Source organism: Streptomyces sp. NBC_01429 (genome assembly GCF_036231945.1).
GTDB lineage: Bacteria > Actinomycetota > Actinomycetes > Streptomycetales > Streptomycetaceae > Streptomyces.
Genome location: NZ_CP109599.1, coordinates 6,339,053 through 6,361,127 on the forward strand (window position 1 = coordinate 6,339,053; position 22,075 = coordinate 6,361,127).

General features: G+C 72.0%; 17 protein-coding genes. 11 read left to right on the forward strand and 6 right to left on the reverse strand.

Going from position 1 to position 22,075, the window contains the following annotated elements; all coding sequences use genetic code 11:
- Positions 1–93 precede the first annotated feature (93 nt).
- Positions 94–981 carry a siderophore-interacting protein gene (locus tag OG627_RS27945; RefSeq protein ID WP_329069693.1) on the reverse strand — a complete coding sequence of 296 codons (888 nt, stop codon included), beginning with the start codon at positions 979–981 and terminating at the stop codon, positions 94–96.
- Positions 982–1,130: 149 nt separating this feature from the next.
- Here OG627_RS27945 and OG627_RS27950 point away from each other — a divergent pair, with 149 nt between their 5' ends.
- Both OG627_RS27950 and OG627_RS27955 read left to right on the forward strand, forming a co-directional pair.
- Positions 1,131–2,012: a FecCD family ABC transporter permease gene (locus tag OG627_RS27950; RefSeq protein WP_329069695.1), complete on the forward strand. Its 882-nt coding sequence runs from the start codon at positions 1,131–1,133 to the stop codon at positions 2,010–2,012.
- Positions 2,013–2,149: 137 nt separating this feature from the next.
- On the forward strand, positions 2,150–3,013 hold the full coding sequence (locus OG627_RS27955; RefSeq protein WP_329069696.1) for an ABC transporter ATP-binding protein: 864 nt from the start codon (positions 2,150–2,152) through the stop codon (positions 3,011–3,013).
- Positions 3,014–3,053: 40 nt separating this feature from the next.
- Here OG627_RS27955 and OG627_RS27960 read toward each other — a convergent pair whose 3' ends face one another.
- Positions 3,054–3,401: an SCP2 sterol-binding domain-containing protein gene (locus OG627_RS27960; protein ID WP_329069697.1), complete on the reverse strand. Its 348-nt coding sequence runs from the start codon at positions 3,399–3,401 to the stop codon at positions 3,054–3,056.
- Positions 3,402–3,443: 42 nt separating this feature from the next.
- On the opposite strand from OG627_RS27960, the gene OG627_RS27965 reads away from it, so the two are divergent.
- The 5 genes from OG627_RS27965 (at position 3,444) to OG627_RS27985 (ending at position 8,846) form a co-directional block, all read left to right on the forward strand.
- Complete coding sequence (locus tag OG627_RS27965; RefSeq protein WP_329069700.1) at positions 3,444–3,761, forward strand: hypothetical protein; 318 nt, start codon at positions 3,444–3,446, stop codon at positions 3,759–3,761.
- 34 nt (positions 3,762–3,795) lie between these two features.
- A complete protein-coding gene (locus OG627_RS27970; protein ID WP_329069703.1) occupies positions 3,796–4,611 on the forward strand; it encodes a TlyA family RNA methyltransferase in 816 nt (271 codons plus the stop codon).
- Complete coding sequence (locus OG627_RS27975; RefSeq protein WP_329069705.1) at positions 4,608–5,513, forward strand: NAD kinase; 906 nt, start codon at positions 4,608–4,610, stop codon at positions 5,511–5,513. The genes OG627_RS27970 and OG627_RS27975 overlap by 4 nt, the downstream gene beginning before the upstream one ends.
- A gap of 207 nt (positions 5,514–5,720) precedes the next feature.
- Positions 5,721–7,466 (forward strand): DNA repair protein RecN, encoded by a 1,746-nt coding sequence (gene recN / locus OG627_RS27980; RefSeq protein WP_329069706.1) that lies wholly within the window; start codon positions 5,721–5,723, stop codon positions 7,464–7,466.
- 291 nt (positions 7,467–7,757) lie between these two features.
- Positions 7,758–8,846, forward strand: a complete 1,089-nt coding sequence (locus OG627_RS27985) for a glycosyltransferase family 4 protein (RefSeq protein WP_329069708.1) — start codon at positions 7,758–7,760, stop codon at positions 8,844–8,846.
- 19 nt (positions 8,847–8,865) lie between these two features.
- Here OG627_RS27985 and OG627_RS27990 read toward each other — a convergent pair whose 3' ends face one another.
- The 4 genes from OG627_RS27990 to OG627_RS28005 all read right to left on the reverse strand — a co-directional run bounded on the left by OG627_RS27990 (position 8,866) and on the right by OG627_RS28005 (position 14,805).
- Complete coding sequence (locus tag OG627_RS27990) at positions 8,866–10,494, reverse strand: PucR family transcriptional regulator (RefSeq protein ID WP_329069710.1); 1,629 nt, start codon at positions 10,492–10,494, stop codon at positions 8,866–8,868.
- Positions 10,495–10,738: 244 nt separating this feature from the next.
- Positions 10,739–11,632, reverse strand: coding sequence for a helix-turn-helix transcriptional regulator (locus OG627_RS27995; protein WP_329069712.1), 894 nt, complete (start codon positions 11,630–11,632; stop codon positions 10,739–10,741).
- A gap of 142 nt (positions 11,633–11,774) precedes the next feature.
- A complete protein-coding gene (locus OG627_RS28000; protein ID WP_329069714.1) occupies positions 11,775–12,569 on the reverse strand; it encodes an SDR family oxidoreductase in 795 nt (264 codons plus the stop codon).
- Between the two features lie 427 nt (positions 12,570–12,996).
- Complete coding sequence (locus OG627_RS28005) at positions 12,997–14,805, reverse strand: glycoside hydrolase family 15 protein (protein WP_329073039.1); 1,809 nt, start codon at positions 14,803–14,805, stop codon at positions 12,997–12,999.
- A gap of 424 nt (positions 14,806–15,229) precedes the next feature.
- On the opposite strand from OG627_RS28005, the gene OG627_RS28010 reads away from it, so the two are divergent.
- From OG627_RS28010 to ald, 4 genes are all read left to right on the forward strand, one after another.
- Positions 15,230–16,918, forward strand: a complete 1,689-nt coding sequence (locus OG627_RS28010; protein WP_329069716.1) for a CTP synthase — start codon at positions 15,230–15,232, stop codon at positions 16,916–16,918.
- 95 nt (positions 16,919–17,013) lie between these two features.
- Positions 17,014–17,640, forward strand: a complete 627-nt coding sequence (locus tag OG627_RS28015; protein ID WP_329069718.1) for an NUDIX hydrolase — start codon at positions 17,014–17,016, stop codon at positions 17,638–17,640.
- Between the two features lie 390 nt (positions 17,641–18,030).
- Entirely contained in the window at positions 18,031–20,397 is a 2,367-nt protein-coding gene (locus OG627_RS28020; protein ID WP_443073552.1) for a tetratricopeptide repeat protein, read from the forward strand.
- Between the two features lie 181 nt (positions 20,398–20,578).
- The gene (gene ald / locus OG627_RS28025; protein WP_329069720.1) at positions 20,579–21,694 is read left to right on the forward strand and encodes an alanine dehydrogenase; all 1,116 of its coding nucleotides are present in this window, start codon (positions 20,579–20,581) and stop codon (positions 21,692–21,694) included.
- Positions 21,695–22,075 lie beyond the last annotated feature (381 nt).

The following is a 22,075-nucleotide window of genomic DNA, read 5'->3' on the forward strand; positions in this document are numbered from 1 at the left end:
GTGTCGGTGCGCTTCCGTGCGTACATGAGGTATCGGTGCGCTCGTGCGTAGATGAGGTGTCGGTACGTTCACATGCGTACCGACACCGGCCGCTCAGGCTTCCGCTTCCGCTTCCGCCGCACTCATCAGGGAGTCCTCGGAGGCGCCGCGGCGCCAGTAGCCGCTGAACTTCACCGCTCTGCGGTCGAATCCGCGCTCGCCGACGAGGTGGCGGCGCAGGGCCTTCACCGTCGCCGCCTCTCCGGCCGTCCACGCGTACGGCGTGCCGGCCGGCAGTTCGGCGGCTCGGATCGCGTCGGTGGGGGCGGCGGAGGTGCCGTGCACGAGCCAGGTGATCTCGGCATCCGCCTTGGTGGGCAGGTGCTGACGGTCCGCCGGGTCGTGGATCTCGATCCAGACGCGGGCGGGCAGCCCCGGCGGCAGGCTTTCGAGGATGCCGGCGACGGCGGGCAGCGCCGACTCGTCGGCGCTCAGCAGCACCCAGTCCGTGCCCTCCGGCGGCCGGAAGTCGTATCCGGCGTTCTCCTCCTGGACCGGCGCGAGGACGCTGATCCGGTCGCCGGGGCCCGCCGCCCGCGCCCAGCGGGTCGCCGGGCCCGACGCGGTGTCCCCGCCCGTGGTCCCGCTCCCGCCCGCGGCCCTGCTCGCGGGCGCGGCCGCGTCGTCACCGTGCAGGGCGAAGTCGATGACCAGCTCGCCCGGGTCGCGGCGCAGCTCGCGCACCGTGTACGTCCGCATGACGCCCCGTACCGCCGGGTCCAGTTGACGGTAGGCGTCGTACCAGTCGGCCCGCTTCTTGTCCGGCATCACCGGTTCGCGCTGGCCGGGGCGCGGCAGGAACAGCTTCACGCGCTGGTCGCGGCCGGCCGAGGCCATCCGGGAGACGGCCGCTCCGCCGAGGACGATACGGGCCACGGCCGGGGTGACGCGCTCGGTGCGGAGCACTTCGACATCGAAGAACTGGAAAGGGGCATCGGTCATCAGGAAAGCCTCTCCGACTTGTCGATCGCGGCGGTGGGCCGCTCCGGGCTGTTCATGGCGGTACTTCCCCCATCGAGACGAGATGCGAGGGTAGGCTAACCTAACCTGGTGCTGGTCGACAGTCCCCCCCCGAACAGAGCGCGGAGCCGATGGCCTCCGCCGCACCCCGCAGGCGCCGTTCGGCGCGCGCCGCCGGGCTGTTCGTCGCTGTCGGCGTGCCGCTGGCCGTCTGTGCGGCGAGCCTCGCGCTGGGCGCCAAGCCGGTTCCGCTCGGCGGCGTCCGGCACGGGCTGTTCCACGACACGGGTGTGGGGGACGATGTGATCGTCGCCGACGTCCAGTTGCCGCGCACGCCCCTCGGGCTGCTGGTGGGCTGCGCGCTCGGGCTCGCGGGGGCCGTGATGCAGGCGCTCACCCGCAATCCGCTGGCCGAGCCGGGACTGCTGGGCGTGAACGCGGGGGCGTCCGCCGCCGTCGTCTCCGCGATCAGCTTCCTGGGCGTCACCTCGCTCACCGGCTATGTGTGGTTCGCCTTCCTCGGCGCGGCGGTCGCATCGGCCCTCGTGTACGTCCTCGGCGGCAGCCGCGGCGCCACGCCCGTACGGCTCGCGCTGGCGGGTACGGCGGCGAGCGCCGCGCTGTACGGGTACGTCAACGCCGTACAGCTCCTGGACTCCGCCGCGCTGGACCGGCTGCGCTTCCGGACCGTCGGCTCGCTCGCCTCGGCCGATCTGCCGACGGTGCGGGAGGTGTGGCCGTTCATCGCCGCCGGGGTCGTGCTGGCGCTCCTGATCGCCCGTCCGCTGAACGCGCTGGAGATGGGGGACGACACGGCGTACGCCCTCGGGGTACGCGTCGAGCACACCCGGGTGGTCCTGATGGCCTCCGCCGTACTGCTGCTCGCCGCCGACTGGGCGGGCACCTCGGCCTTCGGCGGCAGGCACCTGCCCGTCGGCGCGGTGACCGGGGTGCTCGGCGGCTGCTACCTGCTCCGGCTGCTCGTCACCGAACGCGGGGCGGGACGCGTATGAAGGCCCGTGAGCCCATGGCCGCGGAGCCGGGGGCGGCCACCCGCCATCCTGATCCGAAGGCCGTACCCGGCCCGCGCACGCGAGCCGGGCAGCAACCCGTACAGATGAACCCCGCGGACGACACCAGGAGTACGACCATGCAGCGCCTCACCGCGGAATCGGTGACCCTCGGCTACGACCAGCGGGTCATCGCCCGTGATCTCTCGGTGGAGATCCCCGACCACTCGTTCACCGTCATCGTCGGCCCGAACGCCTGCGGCAAATCCACCCTGCTGCGCGCGCTCTCCCGGATGCTCAAGCCGTCCGAGGGCCGGGTGCTGCTCGACGGCGGGCCCATCCACTCGATGCCCGCCAAGAAGGTCGCGCGGATCCTCGGACTGCTGCCGCAGTCGTCCATCGCGCCCGACGGCATCACCGTCGCCGACCTGGTGGCGCGCGGCCGTTACCCGCACCAGGGGCTGCTGCGCCAGTGGTCGCCCGACGACGAGCGAATAGTCGAGGAATCGATGGCGGCGACCGGCGTCGGCGAACTGGCCGGTCGTTATGTCGACGAATTGTCCGGCGGGCAGCGTCAGCGCGTATGGATCGCCATGGCCCTCGCCCAGCAGACCCCGCTGCTGCTCCTGGACGAGCCCACCACCTTCCTGGACATCCAGCACCAGATCGATGTGCTCGACCTCTGCGCCGAACTGCACGAGACACAGGGCCGCACGCTCGTCGCCGTCCTGCACGACCTGAACCACGCGGCGCGGTACGCGACCCATCTCATCGCGATGCGCGACGGCCGGATCGTGGCGGAGGGCACACCGGCCGAGGTGGTCACGGCGGAGCGGGTGGAGGAGGTGTTCGGGCTGCGCTGCCAGGTCATCGACGACCCGGAGACGGGTACGCCACTGGTCGTCCCGGCGTCCCGGCGGACGCGGCGCGAGGCGGCGGCGGCCGAGACCGGCGTCGACACGGAGGCCGATGCGAAGGCCGACGCCGTTCCCGACCGCGCCTAGAGCACTTGGAGCACGTGGACACCTGGAGCGCCCGGAGCACCTACAGCAGCGATCTCAGCCGCAGCAGATCGCGGAACCCCGCCTCCAGCCTCACCCGCCCCGAGCCCCAGGCGCGGGCGAAGTTCAACTCGCCGTCAACCAGCGCCACCAGATCGTCGCCCGCCATCGCGAGCCGGATCTCCGCCTTCCCCGGCGGTGGTCCCGCCACGGTGTCGGCCACCTCGATCCGGCCGTCCGTCAGACGGCCGGTGAAGGTCAGATCCAGGTCCGTGATGTGGCAGCTGAGCGAACGGTCGAACCCGGCCGCGGAGCGGACCTTCCCGTCCGCCCGCGCCAGGTTGTCAGAGAGCTTGTCGAGTGCGCTGCGGCACTCCTCCTTCGTCGCCATCGTGATCGACGTTACCGCAGGGCTTCGCGGTAGCGTTCCCGCATGAGCGACTCGATGCCGGGCCCTCCGCCGTACGCAGCGGCTCCCCCGTACGAACCGGCTCCGCCCCTGCCCCTCGGCGTGGAGCGCCCGCCGACCGGCCACCCCGAGGTGGACGAGCGGCTGGCGCGGCTCGCCGACGCCGACCACCTCCCCGCCGACGGCCACGCCCAGGTGTACGAGGATGTACACCTGGGGCTGCGCGACGCGCTGACCGCGCTCGACGCACGTCCGGCACCCCATCAGGGGTCCCACGGGCCACAGCGGCCACCGGGACCGCAAGGCCCCCAGGGGTCTCATGGACAGCCGGCGCCCCGGTGATTTCTCGCGTACGACCACAGGAGCTGAACCGAACGTGGCTGGACTGGCACGCCGCCGACTCGATGCCGAGCTGGTACGCCGTAACCTCGCACGCTCGCGTGAGCACGCGAGCCAGCTGATCGCCGCGGGCCGGGTGACGGTCGGCGGCGCCACCGCTACCAAACCCGCCACCCAGGTGGAGACCAGTGCCGCCGTCGTCGTCAAGGCCGACGACAGCGACCCCGACTACGTCTCGCGCGGCGGACACAAACTCGCCGGTGCCCTCGCCGCCTTCATGCCCCTGGGGCTGGAGGTACGCGGCCGCCGCGCGCTCGACGCCGGTGCCTCCACCGGCGGATTCACCGATGTGCTGCTGCGCGCGGGGGCCCGCCGGGTCGTCGCGGTGGACGTCGGATACGGACAACTCGCCTGGTCCCTGCAGAGCGATGAACGCGTCACCGTCAAGGACCGTACGAACGTACGTGAGTTGACGCTGGATGCGATCGAAGGGGAGCCCGTGGATCTTGTTGTGGGGGATCTGTCGTTCATTCCGCTGGGGGTGGTCATGCCCGCGCTGGTGCGCTGCGCCGCCCCCGACGCCGATCTGGTGCTGATGGTGAAGCCGCAGTTCGAGGTGGGCAAGGAGCGCCTCGGCAGCGGGGGCGTCGTACGCAGCCCCGAACTGCGCGCTGAGGCCGTCCGTACGGTGGCGCGGCGGGCGAGCGAACTCGGGCTCGGCACCCGGGGGGTCACCGCCAGTCCGCTGCCCGGACCCTCCGGAAACGTCGAGTATTTTCTGTGGCTCCGCGCCGGAGCGCCCGAGCTGGACCCGGCGGACGCCGACCGTGCAGTGGCGGAGGGACCCCGTTGACCACTCAGACCGACCGCACCGTTTTCATGGTGGCCCACACCGGCAGGCCCGCGGCCATCCGCAGCGCCGAACTCGTCGTGGAGGGGCTGCTCCGTAATGGTCTCGGCGTGCGCGTGCTCGCCATGGAGGCCGCCGATCTGCCGCTGCCGTCGTCCGTCGAGACGGTCCCCGAGGCGATCCCCGACGCGCTCAACGGCTGTGAGCTGCTGATCGTGCTCGGCGGCGACGGGACACTGCTGCGCGGCGCCGCCTTCGCCCGCGCCTCGGGCGTTCCGATGCTCGGGGTCAACCTCGGCAGGGTCGGCTTCCTCGCCGAGGCGGAACGGGACGATCTGGACAAGGTCGTGGACCGCGTCGTCACTCGTGCGTATGAGGTCGAGGAGCGGATGACCATCGATGTCGTCGTCCGCAGCAACGGCGACATCGTCCACACGGACTGGGCGCTCAACGAGGCCGCCGTGCAGAAGATCTCGCCCGAGCGGATGCTCGAAGTCATCCTGGAGATCGACGGGCGGCCCGTCACCGGCTTCGGCTGCGACGGGATCGTCTGCGCCACTCCGACCGGGTCGACGGCGTACGCGTTCTCGGCCGGCGGGCCGGTCGTCTGGCCGGACGTCGAGGCGCTGCTGATGGTGCCGATCAGCGCGCACGCCCTGTTCGCGAAGCCGCTGGTCACCTCGCCGACCAACACGCTCGCGGTGGAGGTCCAGCCGGACACCCCGAACGGGGTCCTGTGGTGCGACGGGCGCAGAACCATCGAACTGCCGCCGGGCGCACGGGTGGAGGTGCGGCGCGGAGCCACTCCCGTACGGCTGGCGCGGCTGCACCACGCGTCGTTCACGGACCGGCTGGTCGCCAAGTTCGCGCTTCCGGTCTCCGGCTGGCGCGGGGCGCCGCACTGACGGGTGCCGTGCCGACGGGCCGCACCGACGGGTTCCGTACGGGCGGGTGGCGCGCCGACGGGTAGGCGATTTCGCCGACGATACGAGTGGGCGGTTCCGGGTGGATTGCGGGTGTATGCACCGTACGGCGCGCCATCCGGACCCGGCCCGGTCGGGGGAACCGGGGGTGGGGTCCGTCGCACGGCGGCTCCGGGACCTCGTATGGTCATGACCGTGTTGGAGGAGATGCGGATACGGTCGCTCGGAGTCATCGACGACGCGGTCGTGGAGCTGTCACCCGGCTTCACGGCGGTGACGGGCGAGACCGGCGCGGGCAAGACCATGGTCGTCACCAGCCTCGGGCTGCTGCTCGGCGGACGTGCCGATCCCGCGCTGGTGCGGGTCGGTGCCAAGTCGGCGGTGGTGGAGGGGCGGGTCACCATGGCCGCCGACGCGCCCGCCGCCCGGCGCGCCGAGGAGGCCGGGGCGGAGCTGGACGACGGGGCGCTGCTCATCAGCAGGACCGTCTCGGCCGAGGGGCGCTCGCGCGCCCACCTCGGCGGACGCGCGGTGCCCATGGGGGTGCTGGCCGAGCTGGCGGACGATCTGGTCGCCGTGCACGGCCAGACCGACCAGCAGGGCCTGCTGCGGCCCGCGCGCCAGCGCAAGGCCCTCGACAGATACGCGGGCGACGCCGTCGCCGTGCCGCTCGCGGCGTACGCGGCGGCCTACCGGCGGCTGCGGGCCGTCGTCACCGAACTGGACACCCTGACCACGCGGGCCCGCGAGCGCGCCCAGGAAGCCGATCTGCTGCGCTTCGGGCTGAACGAGATCGCGGCCGTCGAACCGGTGGCGGGCGAGGACACCGAACTCGCGGCGGAGGCCGAACGGCTCGGCCACGCCGAGGCCCTCGCCTCGGCCGCCGCGCTCGCGCACGCCGCGCTCGCCGGTGACCCCGAGGACCCCGAGTCCGTGGACGCGACCATGCTCGTCGGCGGCGCGGGCCGCGCGCTGGAGGCCGTACGGTCCCACGACCCGGCGCTCGCCGGGCTCGCCGACCGGATGGGCGAGATCTCCATCCTGCTGGCGGACGTGGCGGGCGAACTCGCGAGCTACGCGGACCATCTGGACGCCGATCCGCTGCGGCTCGCCGCCGTGGAGGAGCGCAGGGCCGCGCTGACCACGCTCACCCGCAAGTACGGCGAGGACATCGCCGCGGTCCTGGCCTGGGCCGAGGAGAACAGCGCCCGGCTCACCGAACTGGAGGGCGACGACGACCGGATCGGCGAGCTGTCGGCCGAACACGACCGGCTGCGCTCCGAACTCTCCGTCCTCGCCCAGGAACTGACCGACGCCCGCACCGAGGCGGCGGCGCGCTTCGCCCAGGACGTCACCGCGGAGCTGGCGTCGCTGGCGATGCCCCACGCGCGCGTCTCGTTCGACATCCGGCAGACCGAGTCGCCGGACGAACGGGCCGGGGTCGAGGTCGGCGGGCGCTGCGTGGTGTACGGGCCGCACGGCGTCGACGACGTGGAACTCCTCCTCGCCCCGCACCCCGGCGCGCAGCCCCGGCCGATCGCCAAGGGCGCGTCGGGCGGTGAGCTGTCGCGGGTGATGCTCGCCGTGGAGGTGGTCTTCGCCGGTGCCGATCCCGTGCCGACCTATCTCTTCGACGAGGTGGACGCGGGCGTCGGCGGCAAGGCGGCGGTCGAGGTCGGCCGCAGGCTCGCGAAACTGGCCAGATCCGCACAGGTGGTGGTGGTGACCCACCTTCCGCAGGTCGCGGCGTTCGCCGACCGCCAGTTGCTGGTCGAGAAGACGGTGGACGGATCGGTGACCCGGTCCGGGGTGACCGTCCTGGAGGGCGAGGACCGGGTACGGGAGCTGTCGCGGATGCTGGCGGGCCAGGAGGACTCGCAGACGGCGAGGGCGCACGCGGAGGAACTGCTCGCCACGGCGCGGCTGGACGCGTAGCGCGCCGGGATGGCCGTTCCCGCACTGGGAGTCGCCGTCCGGACGGCGTACGGTGACAGGGTCGGCCGTTCGGCAACCGGGTCGGCGAACCCCGTTCCTTCACCCATGTGAGTGATACCGGGGGTGGGGGCGGGGCGACGGACACAGGAACGGCGTCTCCTTGGTGCCTGAACGTGCTGACGGGCTGGCATCCTTGACAGGTACCCCTGCCCTCCCTCACCCCGGATCCCCGCATCCCGACGCGCGGGTCCCGGGGCCGGGGCCCGACATCCGACCAGGAGCCTTGACCACGTGACACCACTGCGTACGGTCCAGGTGCTCGGTGGGGGCAGTGCGGGCAGCAGCGCGCACGTCCGATCGCTGGCGGCGGGACTCGTCGCCCGGGGCGTGCGCGTCACCGTGTGCGCCCCCGCCGAACTCGACCGCGCCTACGACTACGGCGGGGCCGGGGCGCATCACGTACCCGTACCCCGGCGCACCGACCCGGCGGCCCTCGCGGCGCTGCGTGCGGCGTGCGCCGGCGCCGACGTGGTGCACGCGCACGGGCTGCACGCCGCCATACGCACCGCGCTGGCGATCGGCGGGCTGCGGGTGCCCCTGGTCGTCACCTGGCACACGCGCGCGCACGCCGAGGGCCCGCGCGGCCGGCTGCTGCGGCTGATGGAGCGGCGGGCCGTCCGGGCGGCGGCGGTCGTCCTGGGCGCCTCCTCCGAGCTGGTCGACCGCGCCCGCAGCCGGGGCGCCCGCGACGCCCGCCTCGCGCCGGTCGCCGTGCCCGCGCCGCGCGCCGTGAGCGACGCCCCCGAGAACAAGGCCCGCGCCGAACTCGGCGCGGTCGACCGGCCCTTACTCATGGCCGTCGGCAGCCTCGTACCCGACCAGGGGTACGACACCCTGCTGGACGCGGCCGCCGGCTGGCGCCGCCTCGACCCGATGCCGCTGCTCACCATCGCGGGGGAGGGCCGGGAGCGAGCCCGGCTCCAGCGCCGTATCGAGGACGAGCAGCTGCCCGTCCAGCTCGTCGGCCGCCGCGACGACATCTCCGCCCTGCTCGCCGCCGCCGACATCGCCGTCCTGGCCAGCCGCTGGGAAGCCCGCTCCGTCCTCGCCCAGGAGGCGCTGCGGCTGGGCGTGCCGCTCGTCGCCACGGCGGTCGGCGCCGTTCCCGAACTCGTCGGCGACGCGGCCGAACTCGTTCCGCACGGCGATGCGGCCGCGCTCTCCGACGCCGTGATCCGGCTCCTCGCCGACCCCGAGCGCCGCCGCGCCCTCGCCGTCGCGGGGCGCGCCCAGGCGTCGACCTGGACGACCGAGGACCAGACCATCGCGCAGGTCCTGAGCGTCTACGACGAGCTGTCCCAGACGCCCCGGCCGCGCTGAGGCTTCCGGCAGCGCCGAGTCAGGGCGTGTGGCGCCGCGCCCGCAGCGCCAGGCTCAGGGCCAGCACCGTCTGGGGATCGTCCAGATCCGTACCGAGCAGCTCGGAGATGCGGGCCAGCCGGTTGTAGAGGGTCTGGCGGTTCAGATGGAGTTCGCGCGCGGTCTCCGCCTTGCGGCCCGCGTGGGCGAGGAACGTCTCCAGGGTCGGCAGCAGCGCGGGCCGCGAGGCGCGGTCGTGCGCGCGCAGCGGGCCGATCGCGCGCTCCACGAAGGCCGCCAGGTCCGGGTGGTCGCGCAGCCGCCACAGCAGCAGATCGATGTCCAGCCGCCGCGCGTCGTACCAGGGGCGGTCGGACAGGCCCTGCGCGGCGGTCGCGGTCTCGGCGGCGTGGTGCAGCGCCGCGCCCGCGGTGCTCCAGCCGCCCGCCACCCCGACGACGACCACCGGCGGCCGGGCGCCGGGGCGCTCCAGACCCGCGCGGGCCACCCCCGCGCGCAGCGCGGTCGCGACCCGGTCGGCGACCGCCGTACGTTCGGACTCGGAGCGCAGCCCCAGCAGCAGCGGCACCCGGCCCTCCAGGGGGCGTACGCCGAGCAGGACGGCCGTCCCCACCGAGGACAGCTCCTCCAGCACCGCGCGGGCCAGCAGCGCCCAGTTGCCCGACGGCAGCAGCTCGGGGGCCAGCACCGTCACCACCGGCAGCAGCGGTCCCGCGCCCGGCGTGAAACCGAGGACCTTCGCCTGGGCCGGGGCGTCCTCGGCCCGGATACGCCCCTCGGCGAGGTCGGTCAGGAAGTCGCCCCGGCCCCGCGCGGCCAGCTCCTCGTCCTGGCGCGCCTGCATCAGGACGACGGCCAGCAGCCCCGCCGCGCGCTCCGCCGCCAGCCGGTGCACCGGCAGCGCCGGAGCCGATACGGCGGGCAGCACCAGCCTGGCCCGTACCGCCCCCGCGCCGTGGCCGCCGCCCGCCACATCCACCAGCACCGCGCCCGCGGGCGGCCCCGCCTCCCGCGCCGTACGGCTGCCGCGCAGCCCCGCCCAGATCTGCAGCGGATCGGCGGCCGCCCGGCCGGTGCCGGGGGCCGCCGCGTACAGCAGGCGGCCCTCGGCCGTCTCCAGGAAGACCGGGTTGCCGGCGAAGTCCGCCAGGATCCGCAGCACCCGCTCCACCCCGCCACCGTCCAGCAGCGCCCGCGTACACCGCCGGTGGACCTCCTCGGCCTGGCGCACCAGCGCGTAGTGGCCGTTGACGATCTCCGTGTGGATCTCCTCGGTGACGGAGACGAACGGCACCTCGCGGTGCAGCTGCACCAGCGGCAGCCCGGCCGCCCGCGCGGTCTCCACGATCGCCGGGGGCAGCCGCTCGAAGCGCGGCCCCAGCTCCACCACCAGCGCCACGATGCCGCGCTCGGCCAGCCCCCGGACGAAGGCGCGCTGCTCGGCGGGGCGGGCGCCGAGCCCGAGCCCGGTCGTCAGCAGCAGCTCGCCGCCCTTGAGGAGCGAAGCGATGTTCGGCGCCTCGCCCGCGTGCACCCAGCGCACCGTACGGTCCAGCCGGTCCGCGCAGGCGACCACCTCCGGCAGCCCGCCACGGAGCCCGGGCAGCTCCAGCGCCCGCCGCACGGTGATTCCGCCCTGACTGTCCATGAGGCCGGAGATTACTGGAAACGCGGCAGGGGCCCGGACCCACCGGACATCGCGGATGTCGGGTTCGATGAAGTCGAGCGCCAGATCCGCGTGCGTTCGTACAGTCAGTCGGTCGTCGGTCGTCGGTTGTCTCAGCTTGTCGGAGTGAACCGGAGCGACGATGCCGGTCCTGTCCGCCGCGGAAACTCTCCTCTTGGCCACTGATAGCGACCACACGCACAGGCGGAGGGGGATCGGGCTATTGCTATTCGCTAGGTGCCAGAAACTCGGTCGCCAACGTTTCGCCAGCCGCCCACGACGCCAACAGGGCGAGATTGTCAGCGGCCAGCCCCTCCGCGGGTGCGGTGTAGACATTCAATTGCAGGCCAGGATCGGTGGGCAGATCCATGGACTCGAAGTCCAAGTCGAGCCGGCCCACTACCGGATGGTTTACACGCTTGCTCCCGTATCCGTGCAGCCGCACGTCCTGAGATGCCCACTGCTGCCGGAATAGCTCACTGCACGTCGACAATTCGCCAACAAGGGCGACGAGTTCCTCGTCGTGCGGATCGCGGCCGACTTCCATGCGCAGCATCGCGGCCGCATTTCGTGCGACCTGGTCGTAGTCGACGAAGAACGTCCTGGCCGCGTCGGGATTCAGGTACACGAACCGCGCGGTGTTGGCGGGGCGTCGCGGGTCCGCCAGCACCGGTGAATACAGGGCTCGGCCAAGTTTGTTCATGGCGAGCACGTCGTGGCGGCCGTTGCGGATCCACGCCGGTGCATCGGTAATGGCGTCGAGCACTTGTCGCAGCGCCGGGCGCACCGTCGCCGCCGCCTTGCGGCGGCGACGACTGCTGGGTGTCCCGGACTGGCGCGCGAGGTGAAACAGGTGATCGCGCTCAGCGTCGTCGAGTTGCAGGACCGAGGCCAACGCGTCGAGCACGCCCTCGGAGGTACCGGCCAGGGCGCCGCGCTCCATACGCACGTAGTAATCAACCGACACTCCTGCGAGAAGCGCTACTTCCTCGCGACGCAGACCCTTGACCCGGCGGTGGCCACCGTAGACGGGCAGACCTGCCTTATCGGGCGTGATGCGGGAGCGACGTGATCTCAAAAACTCTCGGATCTCGCTGCGCAAATCAATCGTGCCGGCCATTTTTTCATCGTAGCGCCTGGCCCGCGGGCGAAGGGGGGTACCGCTCATACCCCGAAGCCCGCAATGCACCCCTCACCACCCACACATGTCGCCGCGACGGCTTGGCACTCGTCGGCGTCGATGAGGTCCTCGCCCAGGCGGCCTACGCGGTGGTGGCGATGCCGCCGTCGACGGGGATCACGGTGCCCGTCAGGTACGCGCCTGCCCGGCTGGCCAGGAACACGGCGACCCCCGCCATGTCGTCGTCGCGGCCGATCCGGCGCAGTGGGGCCGACGCCGCGATCGCCTCGCCGAGCTCATCGAGGGTTGCGGCCATCATCGTCGACGGGAACGGTCCCGGCGCCACGGCGTTCACGGTGACGTGCTGCGGTCCTAGTTCCTTGGCGAGCACTCTGGTGAGCTGATGCAGCGCGGCCTTGCTGCTGGAGTACGAGTAGTTGTGCCGCTGGGGGATGTGGATGGCGGCGATGCTGCCGATGTTGATGATCCGCGCGGGATCGTCGGCGGTGCCCGCCTTGCGAAGTGCGGGCAGCAGCGCCTGGACCAGCCAGAACGGCGACTTCAGGTTGAGGTCGACGACCGTGTCCCAGGCCGCGTCCGGGAACGTCGCCAGCGGCTCGTCCCATATGGCGCCCGCGTTGTTGACGAGGATGTCGAGACGCTCCGAGTCGGCGGTGACGAGGTCGGACAGTCGCCGGCACTCGTCGTGGCGGGACAGGTCGGCGGGAATGGCCCGCACCTCACCGAATTCGGACAGCTGTTCCTGCGCCTGGGCGCACGCTTCCGCGTTGCGTGAGCTGATGACCACGCGGACGCCCGCCTGGAGAAGGCCACGCGCGATCATCATCCCGATGCCTCGGGTGCCACCGGTGACGAGCGCGCGCTTTCCGCGCAGATCGAAAAGTTCTGCATGCGTCGTGAATTGGTTGTCCACCACTTGCCGCGTCTCCTCTGTATGGCTGAGAACAACAAGTTAGGCGGGCTTGCGGGAGAGAGGGAGATCCTTGTAATACGAGTACTGCCAGAGCCCCTCTCCTGGTGGACGGAGTGTTCCCGCGTGCGTTCAAAGGCGCCGGCACATCCGGCCCGGATCCAGGGGCGTACAGAGGTCGCGGCTCGTCCGGCCGCGCAAGGTCCTCACTGCCGGAGATCCATCGGATGACCGACCCCGCGATGTCCCGGGCGGCCCCACTGGGCGCCAGACGCCGGAGTCCCGCCCCGGCCGCGCACGCTGACCGGGGCGCTCCTGCACAAAGAGGGGAACTACTCGCTCACGGGGGCGTGAATCCCATCCCCCTGTCCTATCGGCCACGGTGGACATCACCGGTGGGAAAAGGACAGGGGATCCGGGATCCCTCACCTGCTCAGCCCCCGTAGGCTCCGGACGCCGTCAGCCGCAGCGCCGTGTCGATCAGCGGCACATGGCTGAACGCCTGCGGGAAGTTGCCCACCTGCCGTTGGAGCTTGGAGTCCCACTCCTCGGCCAGCAGCCCCAGGTCGTTGCGGAGCGAGAGCAGCTTCTCGAAGAGCTTGCGCGCCTCGTCCACCCGCCCGATCATCGCCAGGTCGTCCGCCAGCCAGAACGAGCAGGCCAGGAAGGCACCCTCGTCGCCCGCCAGCCCGTCGACGCCCGCGTCGTCACCCGAGGTCGGGTAGCGCAGCACGAATCCGTCCTCGGTGGACAGCTCGCGCTGGATCGCCTCGATGGTGCCGATGACCCGCTTGTCGTCCGGCGGCAGGAAGCCCATCTGCGGGATGAGCAGCAGCGACGCGTCCAGCTCCTTGGAGCCGTACGACTGCGTGAAGGTGTTCCGCTCCTTGTCGTACCCCTTCTCGCAGACATCGTGGTGGATGTCGTCGCGCAGCTCGCGCCAGCGCTCCAGTGGCCCGTCGGCGTCCCCGGACTCGATCAGCTTGATCGTCCGGTCGACCGCGACCCACGCCATCACCTTGGAGTGCACGAAGTGCCTGCGCGGCCCGCGGACCTCCCAGATGCCCTCGTCCGGCTGGTCCCAGTGCTTCTCCAGGTACTGGATCAGCTTGAGCTGGAGCACCGACGCGTAGTCGTTGCGGGCCAGACCCGTCATGTGCGCCAGGTGCAGCGCCTCGGTGACCTCGCCGTACACATCCAGCTGGAGCTGGTGCGCCGCGCCGTTGCCGACCCGGACCGGGCCCGAGTTCTCGTACCCCGGCAGCCAGTCCAGCTCGGCCTCGCCCAGCTCACGCTCGCCGGCGATGCCGTACATGATCTGGAGGTTCTCCGGGTCACCGGCGACCGAGCGCAGCAGCCACTCGCGCCAGGCGCGGGCCTCCTCGCGGTAGCCGGTGCGCAGCAGCGAGGAGAGGGTGATCGCGGCGTCGCGCAGCCAGGTGTAGCGGTAGTCCCAGTTCCGGCTGCCGCCGATCTCCTCGGGCAGCGAGGTCGTCGGCGCCGCGACGATCCCGCCCGTCGGCGCGTAGGTCAGCGCCTTGAGCGTGATCAGCGAACGGACGACGGCCTCCCGGTAGGGGCCGTGGTACGTGCAGTGCTCGATCCACTCCCGCCAGAAGTCGGAGGTCGCCTCCAGCGATCCCTCGGGATCGGGCAGCGCCGGCGGCCTGCGGTGCGAGGGCTGCCAGCTGATGGTGAAGGCGACCCGGTCGCCCGGGGCGACGGTGAAGTCGGAGTACGTCGTGAGGTCCTTGCCGTGCGTCTCCGCGTCGGTGTCCAGCCAGACCGAGTCGGGGCCCGCCACGGCGACCGTGCGGTTGTCCACCTTGTGGACCCACGGCACGACCCGGCCGTAGCTGAAGCGCATCCGCAGAGCGGACCGCATCGGCACCCGGCCGCTGATGCCCTCCACGATCCGGATCACCTGGGGTGCTCCGTCACGCGGCGGCATGAAATCGGTCACTCTGACCGTGCCACGCGGTGTGTCCCACTCCGATTCCAGGATGAGGGAGTCGCCCCGATAGCGGCGCCGCGTGGCGCGCGGGGCCTCGGAGCCCGCGGGATGCGCGGGCCCGAGTCGCCAGAAGCCGTGCTCCTCCGTACCGAGCAGGGCCGCGAACACGGCGTGCGAGTCGAAGCGTGGGAGGCACAGCCAGTCGACTGTGCCGTCCCGGCAGACCAGGGCAGCGGTCTGCATGTCTCCGATAAGTGCGTAATCCTCGATGCGCCCGGCCACGTGCATCTCCAGTCGAACGGCCATGTCCGCCCCGTGGGGCGCGTACTTCGGTCAAGGGTCGTTGACGAGCTGGGTTTCCGGGAAATCGGGCGGGGGTGGTGCCGTTTGCCGGCCGGACTCGGCAGCGAATGTTTGAGCAGGATACGACGCACGCGGGGCTTCCGCGTCACGCTCTCGACAACATCCTTCCGCCGAACGAGTGGGGGGCCGGGTGACTGGGCGGAAAAAACGTGACTCCGGGGGAAAGCGGTTGCGGAAGCGTGACCGGAACGACCCTCTCCTCGGCGCTGATACCCTGGTAGCCCGTGGACCGGTGGACTCGCTGCGCAGCAAAGAGACCCCGAAACCGCAGCGACCGGCACCCCCGCCTCTTCCGGCCGGGATACCGGTACGCACCTCAGACCGCGACCACGGGAGCCCCCTCTTGGCCATGCCGAACCGATCCTCGACTTCCTCGACGACCAAGCACATCTTCGTCACCGGGGGGGTCGCTTCCTCCCTCGGCAAGGGCCTGACGGCCTCCAGCCTGGGCGCACTGCTCAAGGCGCGCGGTCTGCGGGTCACCATGCAGAAGCTCGACCCGTACCTGAACGTCGACCCCGGCACGATGAACCCGTTCCAGCACGGTGAGGTGTTCGTCACCAACGACGGCGCCGAGACCGACCTGGACATCGGCCACTACGAGCGCTTCCTCGACGTGGACCTCGACGGCTCGGCCAACGTCACCACCGGCCAGGTCTACTCGCAGGTCATCGCCAAGGAGCGGCGCGGTGAGTACCTGGGCGACACCGTCCAGGTCATCCCGCACATCACCAACGAGATCAAGCACCGCATCCGGCGGATGGCCACCGACGACGTCGACGTGGTCATCACCGAGGTCGGCGGCACGGTCGGCGACATCGAGTCGCTGCCGTTCCTGGAGACCGTCCGCCAGGTGCGCCACGAGGTGGGCCGCGACAACGTCTTCGTCGTGCACATCTCGCTCCTGCCGTACATCGGCCCGTCCGGCGAGCTGAAGACCAAGCCGACCCAGCACTCGGTGGCGGCCCTGCGGAACATCGGCATCCAGCCGGACGCGATCGTGCTCCGGGCCGACCGGGACGTGCCGCTCTCCATCAAGCGCAAGATCTCGCTGATGTGCGACGTCGACGAGGCGGCCGTGGTGGCCTGCGTGGACGCCAAGTCGATCTACGACATCCCCAAGGTGCTGCACACCGAGGGCCTGGACGCCTATGTCGTCCGCAAGCTGGACCTGCCGTTCCGCGATGTGGAATGGACGGTCTGGGACGATCTGCTGGACCGGGTGCACAACCCCGACCACGAGGTCACCATCGCGCTGGTCGGCAAGTACATCGACCTGCCGGACGCCTATCTGTCGGTGACCGAGGCGATCCGCGCCGGTGGCTTCGCGAACAAGGCGCGCGTCACCGTGAAGTGGGTCACCTCCGACGACTGCAAGACGCAGGCCGGCGCCGCCAGGCACCTCGGCGACGTCGACGGGATCCTGATCCCCGGCGGCTTCGGCGAGCGCGGGGTGACCGGCAAGGTCGGCGCGATCCAGTACGCCCGCGAGAACAAGGTCCCGCTGCTCGGCATCTGCCTGGGTCTCCAGTGCATCGTCGTGGAGGCCGCGCGCAATCTCGCCGGGATCCCCGAGGCCAACTCCACCGAGTTCGACTCGGGCACCGCGCACCCGGTGATCTCCACGATGGAGGAGCAGCTCGCCTACGTCGAGGGCGCCGGTGACCTCGGCGGCACGATGCGGCTCGGGCTCTACCCGGCGAAGCTCGCCGAGGGCTCGATCGTGCGCGAGGTCTACGGCGACCAGCCGTACGTGGAGGAGCGCCACCGCCACCGCTACGAGGTCAACAACTCCTACCGCGCCGAGCTGGAGAAGAAGGCGGGCCTGGTCTTCTCGGGCAGGTCCCCGGACAACAAGCTGGTGGAGTACGTCGAGTACGACCGCGCCACGCACCCGTACCTCGTCGCCACCCAGGCCCACCCGGAGCTGCGCTCCCGGCCCACCCGCCCGCACCCGCTCTTCGCGGGGCTGGTGAAGGCCGCGGTCGAGCGCCGGGAGAACGCGGTCGCGCTCACGCCGCCGGCCAAGCAGTCGTAGGGCGTGACGCAGGGGATACGGTGGGAGCCGGGGTACGGGTCGTGCGGACCGGTGCCCCGGTTTCCGCTTGTGCGCCACTGTGGGAGGACGCTGCCATGACCATCAAGGACACCCCTGAGGAGTGGCGGGTCACCGCGACCACGACGCCCTTCCGCGGCAACAAGACCAGTGTCCGTACCGATGATGTGGTCATGCCCGACGGCACGGTCGTGAAGCGGGACTACCAGGTCCACCCCGGATCCGTCGCGATCCTCGCCCTGGACGGGACGGGCCGGGTGCTCGTCCTGCGGCAGTACCGGCACCCGGTGCGCCAGAAGCTGTGGGAGATCCCGGCCGGGCTCCTCGACGTGCCGGGCGAGAACCCGCTGCACGCGGCGCAGCGCGAGCTGTACGAGGAGGCACACGTCAAGGCGGAGGACTGGCGGGTGCTCACCGACGTCTACACGACGGCGGGCGGCTGCGACGAGGCGGTACGGATCTTCCTCGCCCGCGATCTGTCGGCGGCGGAGGGCGAGCGCTTCGAGGTCTCCGAGGAGGAGGCCGACATGGAGCTGGCCCGGGTCGCCCTGCCGGAGCTGGTACGGGGTGTGCTCGCCGGTGAGCTGCACAACAACTGCCTCGCGGTGGGGGTGCTCGCGCTCACGGCGGCGCTGGCGGGCGACGGTACGGACGCGCTGCGGCCGGCCGACGCGCCATGGCCCGCGCGCCCGTTCGAATCCTGACCCTTTCGGCCCTCTGATCTGACGAAATGCTGATCCGATCGGGGGAATCCCCGGCCACGCTCCTCAGGTTCCGTCGCAGAGAGTGAACTACGCTCGAACCGCCCGGGCGGAGACCCGCCGGGCTCGGCTCGTGCGCAGGCGGACGGAGCGTGGCCCGTGACGGATCAGGCGGTGGATGTGAGCGGCTCGGGCCGCGCGCGGGCGACCGGGGGCGGCGACGCTCCTGAACAAGAGTCAACCTCGGTGGCGGCGACGGCATCTGACGCTCCGTCGGAAACGCGGCGGAGCGACCGCGCCGGGTCGGAACGGAAGCCGTCGAAGCGGAGTTCCCGCGCGAAAGGGAAGAGCCGGACGAACGTCCCGGAGAGTGCCGAATCCACCACGGACCCCGTGCGCGAGAGCGGCCGCGACCGGCACCCGGAGCCGGACCCCGCGCCGGACGGCGTGACGCACGGTGGCGGAACACACGAGGCCGGGCCCGCCCCCGCGCCCGAATCCCCGGCGGCGCGGCCGGAGGCGGACGACGCCGCGACGGCCGGTCCCGCTCCGGAGACCGGTCCCGCTCCCGAGGCCGATTCCGCTCCCGAGGCCGGCCCTGCTCCGGACCCGGGTCCCGCTCCCGACCTCGGTCCTGAACCGGAGAGCGCCGCCGTCGTCGAGGCTTCCGCCGCGCCGCTGCTGACCGGCCCGGCCGGCCCCGCCGGTGTCCGGCCGCCCCAGCCGCTCCGTACCCCCGACCCGGTACGGCCCGAGCCCGACGGGCTGTTCTTCGGGCGCCAGCGCGAACTGAAGGCCCTGCACGGCGACATCGAGCGCGCCGGACTCAACACCATCTCCGGACGCAAGGAGCCCCGCGCCCGGGTCCTGCTGATCGCCGGACGCCCCGGCTCGGGACGTACCGCGCTCGGCCGGGAGCTGGCCGGGCAGCTCGCCGCCGGCTACCCCGACGGAGTCGTCAGGGCGCGGCTGACCGAGGCGGGCGGCGCGCCCGTCCCCACCGAGCGGACCGCGCGCGAGATCCTCGGCGTGTTCGGGGTCGCGACCCCGCCGGGCGCGGGGGAGGACGAGCTGTCCGAGATGGTCCGCGAGGCGCTGGCCGTCCGCCGGGTCCTGCTGCTCCTCGACGACGCGGTCGACGCCGGGCAGGTCGATCCGCTGGTGCCCGACAACCCCGGCTGCCTGGTGGTCGCGGTGGCGCAGGGGCCGCTCACCGGGATTCCCGACGTACGCCCCTGCACGCTCGGCGGCATGGACGCCAAGGCCGCCATCGAACTGCTCGCGCGCTTCGCCGGATCCGTCCGGATCACCGTCGACCCGCAGGCCGCCGAGTCCCTCGCCGAGGAGTGCGGGGGCCAGCCCGCCGCGCTCGTCCTGGCGGGCGGCTGGCTCGCCGCCCGGCCCACCGCCTCGGTCGCCGACGCGGCCAAGCGGCTGCGCGCGCTGCCCTACGACGCCGAGCGGCCGGTCGGGGACCGGCCGCTGGCCCGCGCCTTCCAGCTGGTGTACGAGAGCCTGCCGGGGCCCGCCGCCCGGATACTGCGACTGCTCGCGCTCGCCCCCGCCGGTCTCGCCGACGCGCACACCGCCTCCGCGCTGGCGGGCTGCTCGGTGTCGGCGGCCGGGGTCGCGCTGGACGACTTCACCGCGCGCGGCCTGCTGCACCGGGCCGACGCCCCGACGCCCGACCCGGGCCCGCTGGACTTCCGGGACCCGGACTCCGGGGCGGCCGAGCCCCAGTACGTGGTGCCCGGCTGTCTGGTCCCGCTGCTGCGGGCCGTCATGGAGCGCGAGGACCGGCCCGCCGAGGTGCAGCTCGCCCGCGCGCGGATGCTGGAGCGGACCGTACGGCTGCTCCAGTCCTGCCGCGCGGTCACGGATCCCGAAGGCTCCCCGGCCCGGCTGCGGCTGGCCGGACTGCCGCGCGCGCTGCGCTTCCCGCACGCCGGGTCGGCCGACGCGTGGCTGTACTCGCGCCGGCCCGCGCTGCTGGCCTCCGCCCGGCTCGCGGTCGCCGACGGCGAGCTGGACACCCTCGCCCGCAGGCTGGTGGCCGCGCTGGTCAGGGCGCTCGCCGCGCACCGGGGCACCGAGGCGGCCGCGCCCGAGCTGTACGGGCTGCACCAGCTGGTCCTGGACATCGCCGAGCGCCGCGAGCTGCACCGGGAACGGGCGGCGGCGCTGCTGAACATCGGCGATCTGGACGCCAGGACCGGCCGTACCCACGACGCGCTCGTGCGCTACCGCGCGGCGCTGGACGCCGGACGCGAGGCGGGCGACCTCTACGCGACCGGCCGCGCCATGGAATCCATCGGCGGGGCCCACCAGGACCTGCGCGACTGGCAGCGCGCGGCCGACTGGTACGGAAGGGCGCTCTCCCAGCGGCTGAGCCGGGGGGAGCGGGCCGACGAGGCGCGGCTGTACGGCCGCCTCGGCACCGTGCACACCTACGCGGGCCGCTACGGCGAGGCGCTGCGCAACTGGCGGGCCGCCGCCGCCGTCCACCGCCGGCTCCAGGAACCGGCCGGCCTGGCGCGGGCGCTGAGCGAGGTGGCCCGGGTCCAGGAGTACGCGGGCCGGCCGCAGGAGTCGCTGCGCACCTGCCAGGAGGCGGTCGAATGGGCGCGGCAGGCACAGGACGTACGGCTCCAGGCCGCGCTCCAGCTCCGGCTGGCCGACACCCTGGACCGGCTCGGGGACCCCACGGCGGCCAGGCTGCACCGGGCCACCTCCGATCGACTCCTGGAAACCGAGGGATAACACCTACGAAATCCGTAGCGCTTCGGCTGGAGATTGATGCTTTGCAAGGCTAGACAGCGAGAAATCCTTCATTAGACTGGCTCTGCCGCATTCGCCCGCGGTGTCTTCCCGTGCGCCACGTGTGTCCGGGTATGTATGGGATTGCCCCGGGAGTCCCCTGAGTCAAGGACCGTGATCTGCCGTGTTGGTCGGTATCCCCCGCGAAGTCAAGAACAACGAATTCCGGGTGGCCATCACACCCGCCGGTGTGCACGAGCTGGTGCACCAGGGCCATCAGGTCGTCGTCGAGCACGGCGCCGGCATCGGCTCCTCGATCACGGACGAGGAGTACACGGCCGCCGGCGCGCGGATCCTGGCCACCGCCGACGAGGTCTGGGCCGCCGCCGACCTGCTGCTCAAGGTCAAGGAGCCGGTCGCCGAGGAGTACCACCGGCTGCGCAAGGACCAGACGCTCTTCACGTATCTGCACCTCGCCGCCTCCCGTGCCTGCACGGAGGCCCTGCTCGACTCCGGCACCACCGCCATCGCCTACGAGACCGTCGAGACCGCGAACCGCGCGCTGCCGCTGCTCGCCCCGATGTCCGAGGTCGCCGGTCGGCTGGCGCCCCAGGTCGGCGCGTACCACCTGATGCGCTCCGCCGGCGGGCGCGGGGTGCTGCCGGGCGGTGTCCCGGGCACGGCCGCGGGCCGGGCCGTGGTCATCGGCGGCGGGGTCTCCGGCTGGAACGCCACCCAGATCGCCGTCGGCATGGGCTTCCAGGTGACCCTGCTCGACCGGGACATCAACAAGCTGCGCGAGGCCGACCGGATCTTCGGCAGCAAGGTCCGGACCATCGTCTCCAACGCCTTCGAACTGGAGAAGGCGGTCGTCGAGGCGGACCTCGTCATCGGGGCCGTTCTCATCCCGGGCGCGAAGGCGCCGAAGCTCGTCACGAACGAGCTGGTGGCCGGAATGAAGCCCGGAAGTGTACTTGTCGACATTGCGATTGATCAGGGCGGTTGCTTCGAGGATTCGCGCCCGACGACCCACGCCGAACCGACGTTCCGTGTCCATGACTCGGTCTTCTACTGCGTGGCCAACATGCCGGGTGCCGTACCGCACACATCTACGTACGCTCTGACCAACGCCACGCTGCCCTACATCGTGGAGCTGGCCAACCGCGGCTGGACCGGCGCGCTGCGCCGGGACCCGGCCCTCGCCAAGGGCCTCAACACCCATGAGGGCCAGGTGGTTTACCGCGAGGTGGCCGAGGCGCACGGTCTGGATCACGCCGAATTGGGCACGCTTCTGGGCTGACGCGTCAACGCGTCACGTCAACACCGCGCCAGCGGCCGGATCTTGCTCCCCGAGGTCCGGCCGATCGCGTGCCGCACCCCGCCGAACCCCCGGTCAACACGCCTCGAACGTAACGTTTTCAACCGTTTGATGGGTACGGAAATCACGCGGGCCATGCCTTGGTGAGAGGCTTGTGCGCCCTTGACAGAGGGATGTTCCGTTACCGACACATCGGGCCGGGTCCGGCGGATTGTGTTGCTGCGAAGCGGTGACACGCCATAGAGTCGCCAACCGTCGGCATGGTGCCACGCTGACCTATCGATAAAGTTTCCTGGTCCCGTCCAAGGAGGTAAGACGACTTGTGAATGAGTCGACATTTACTCCCGGGGGTGGTCAACCAGG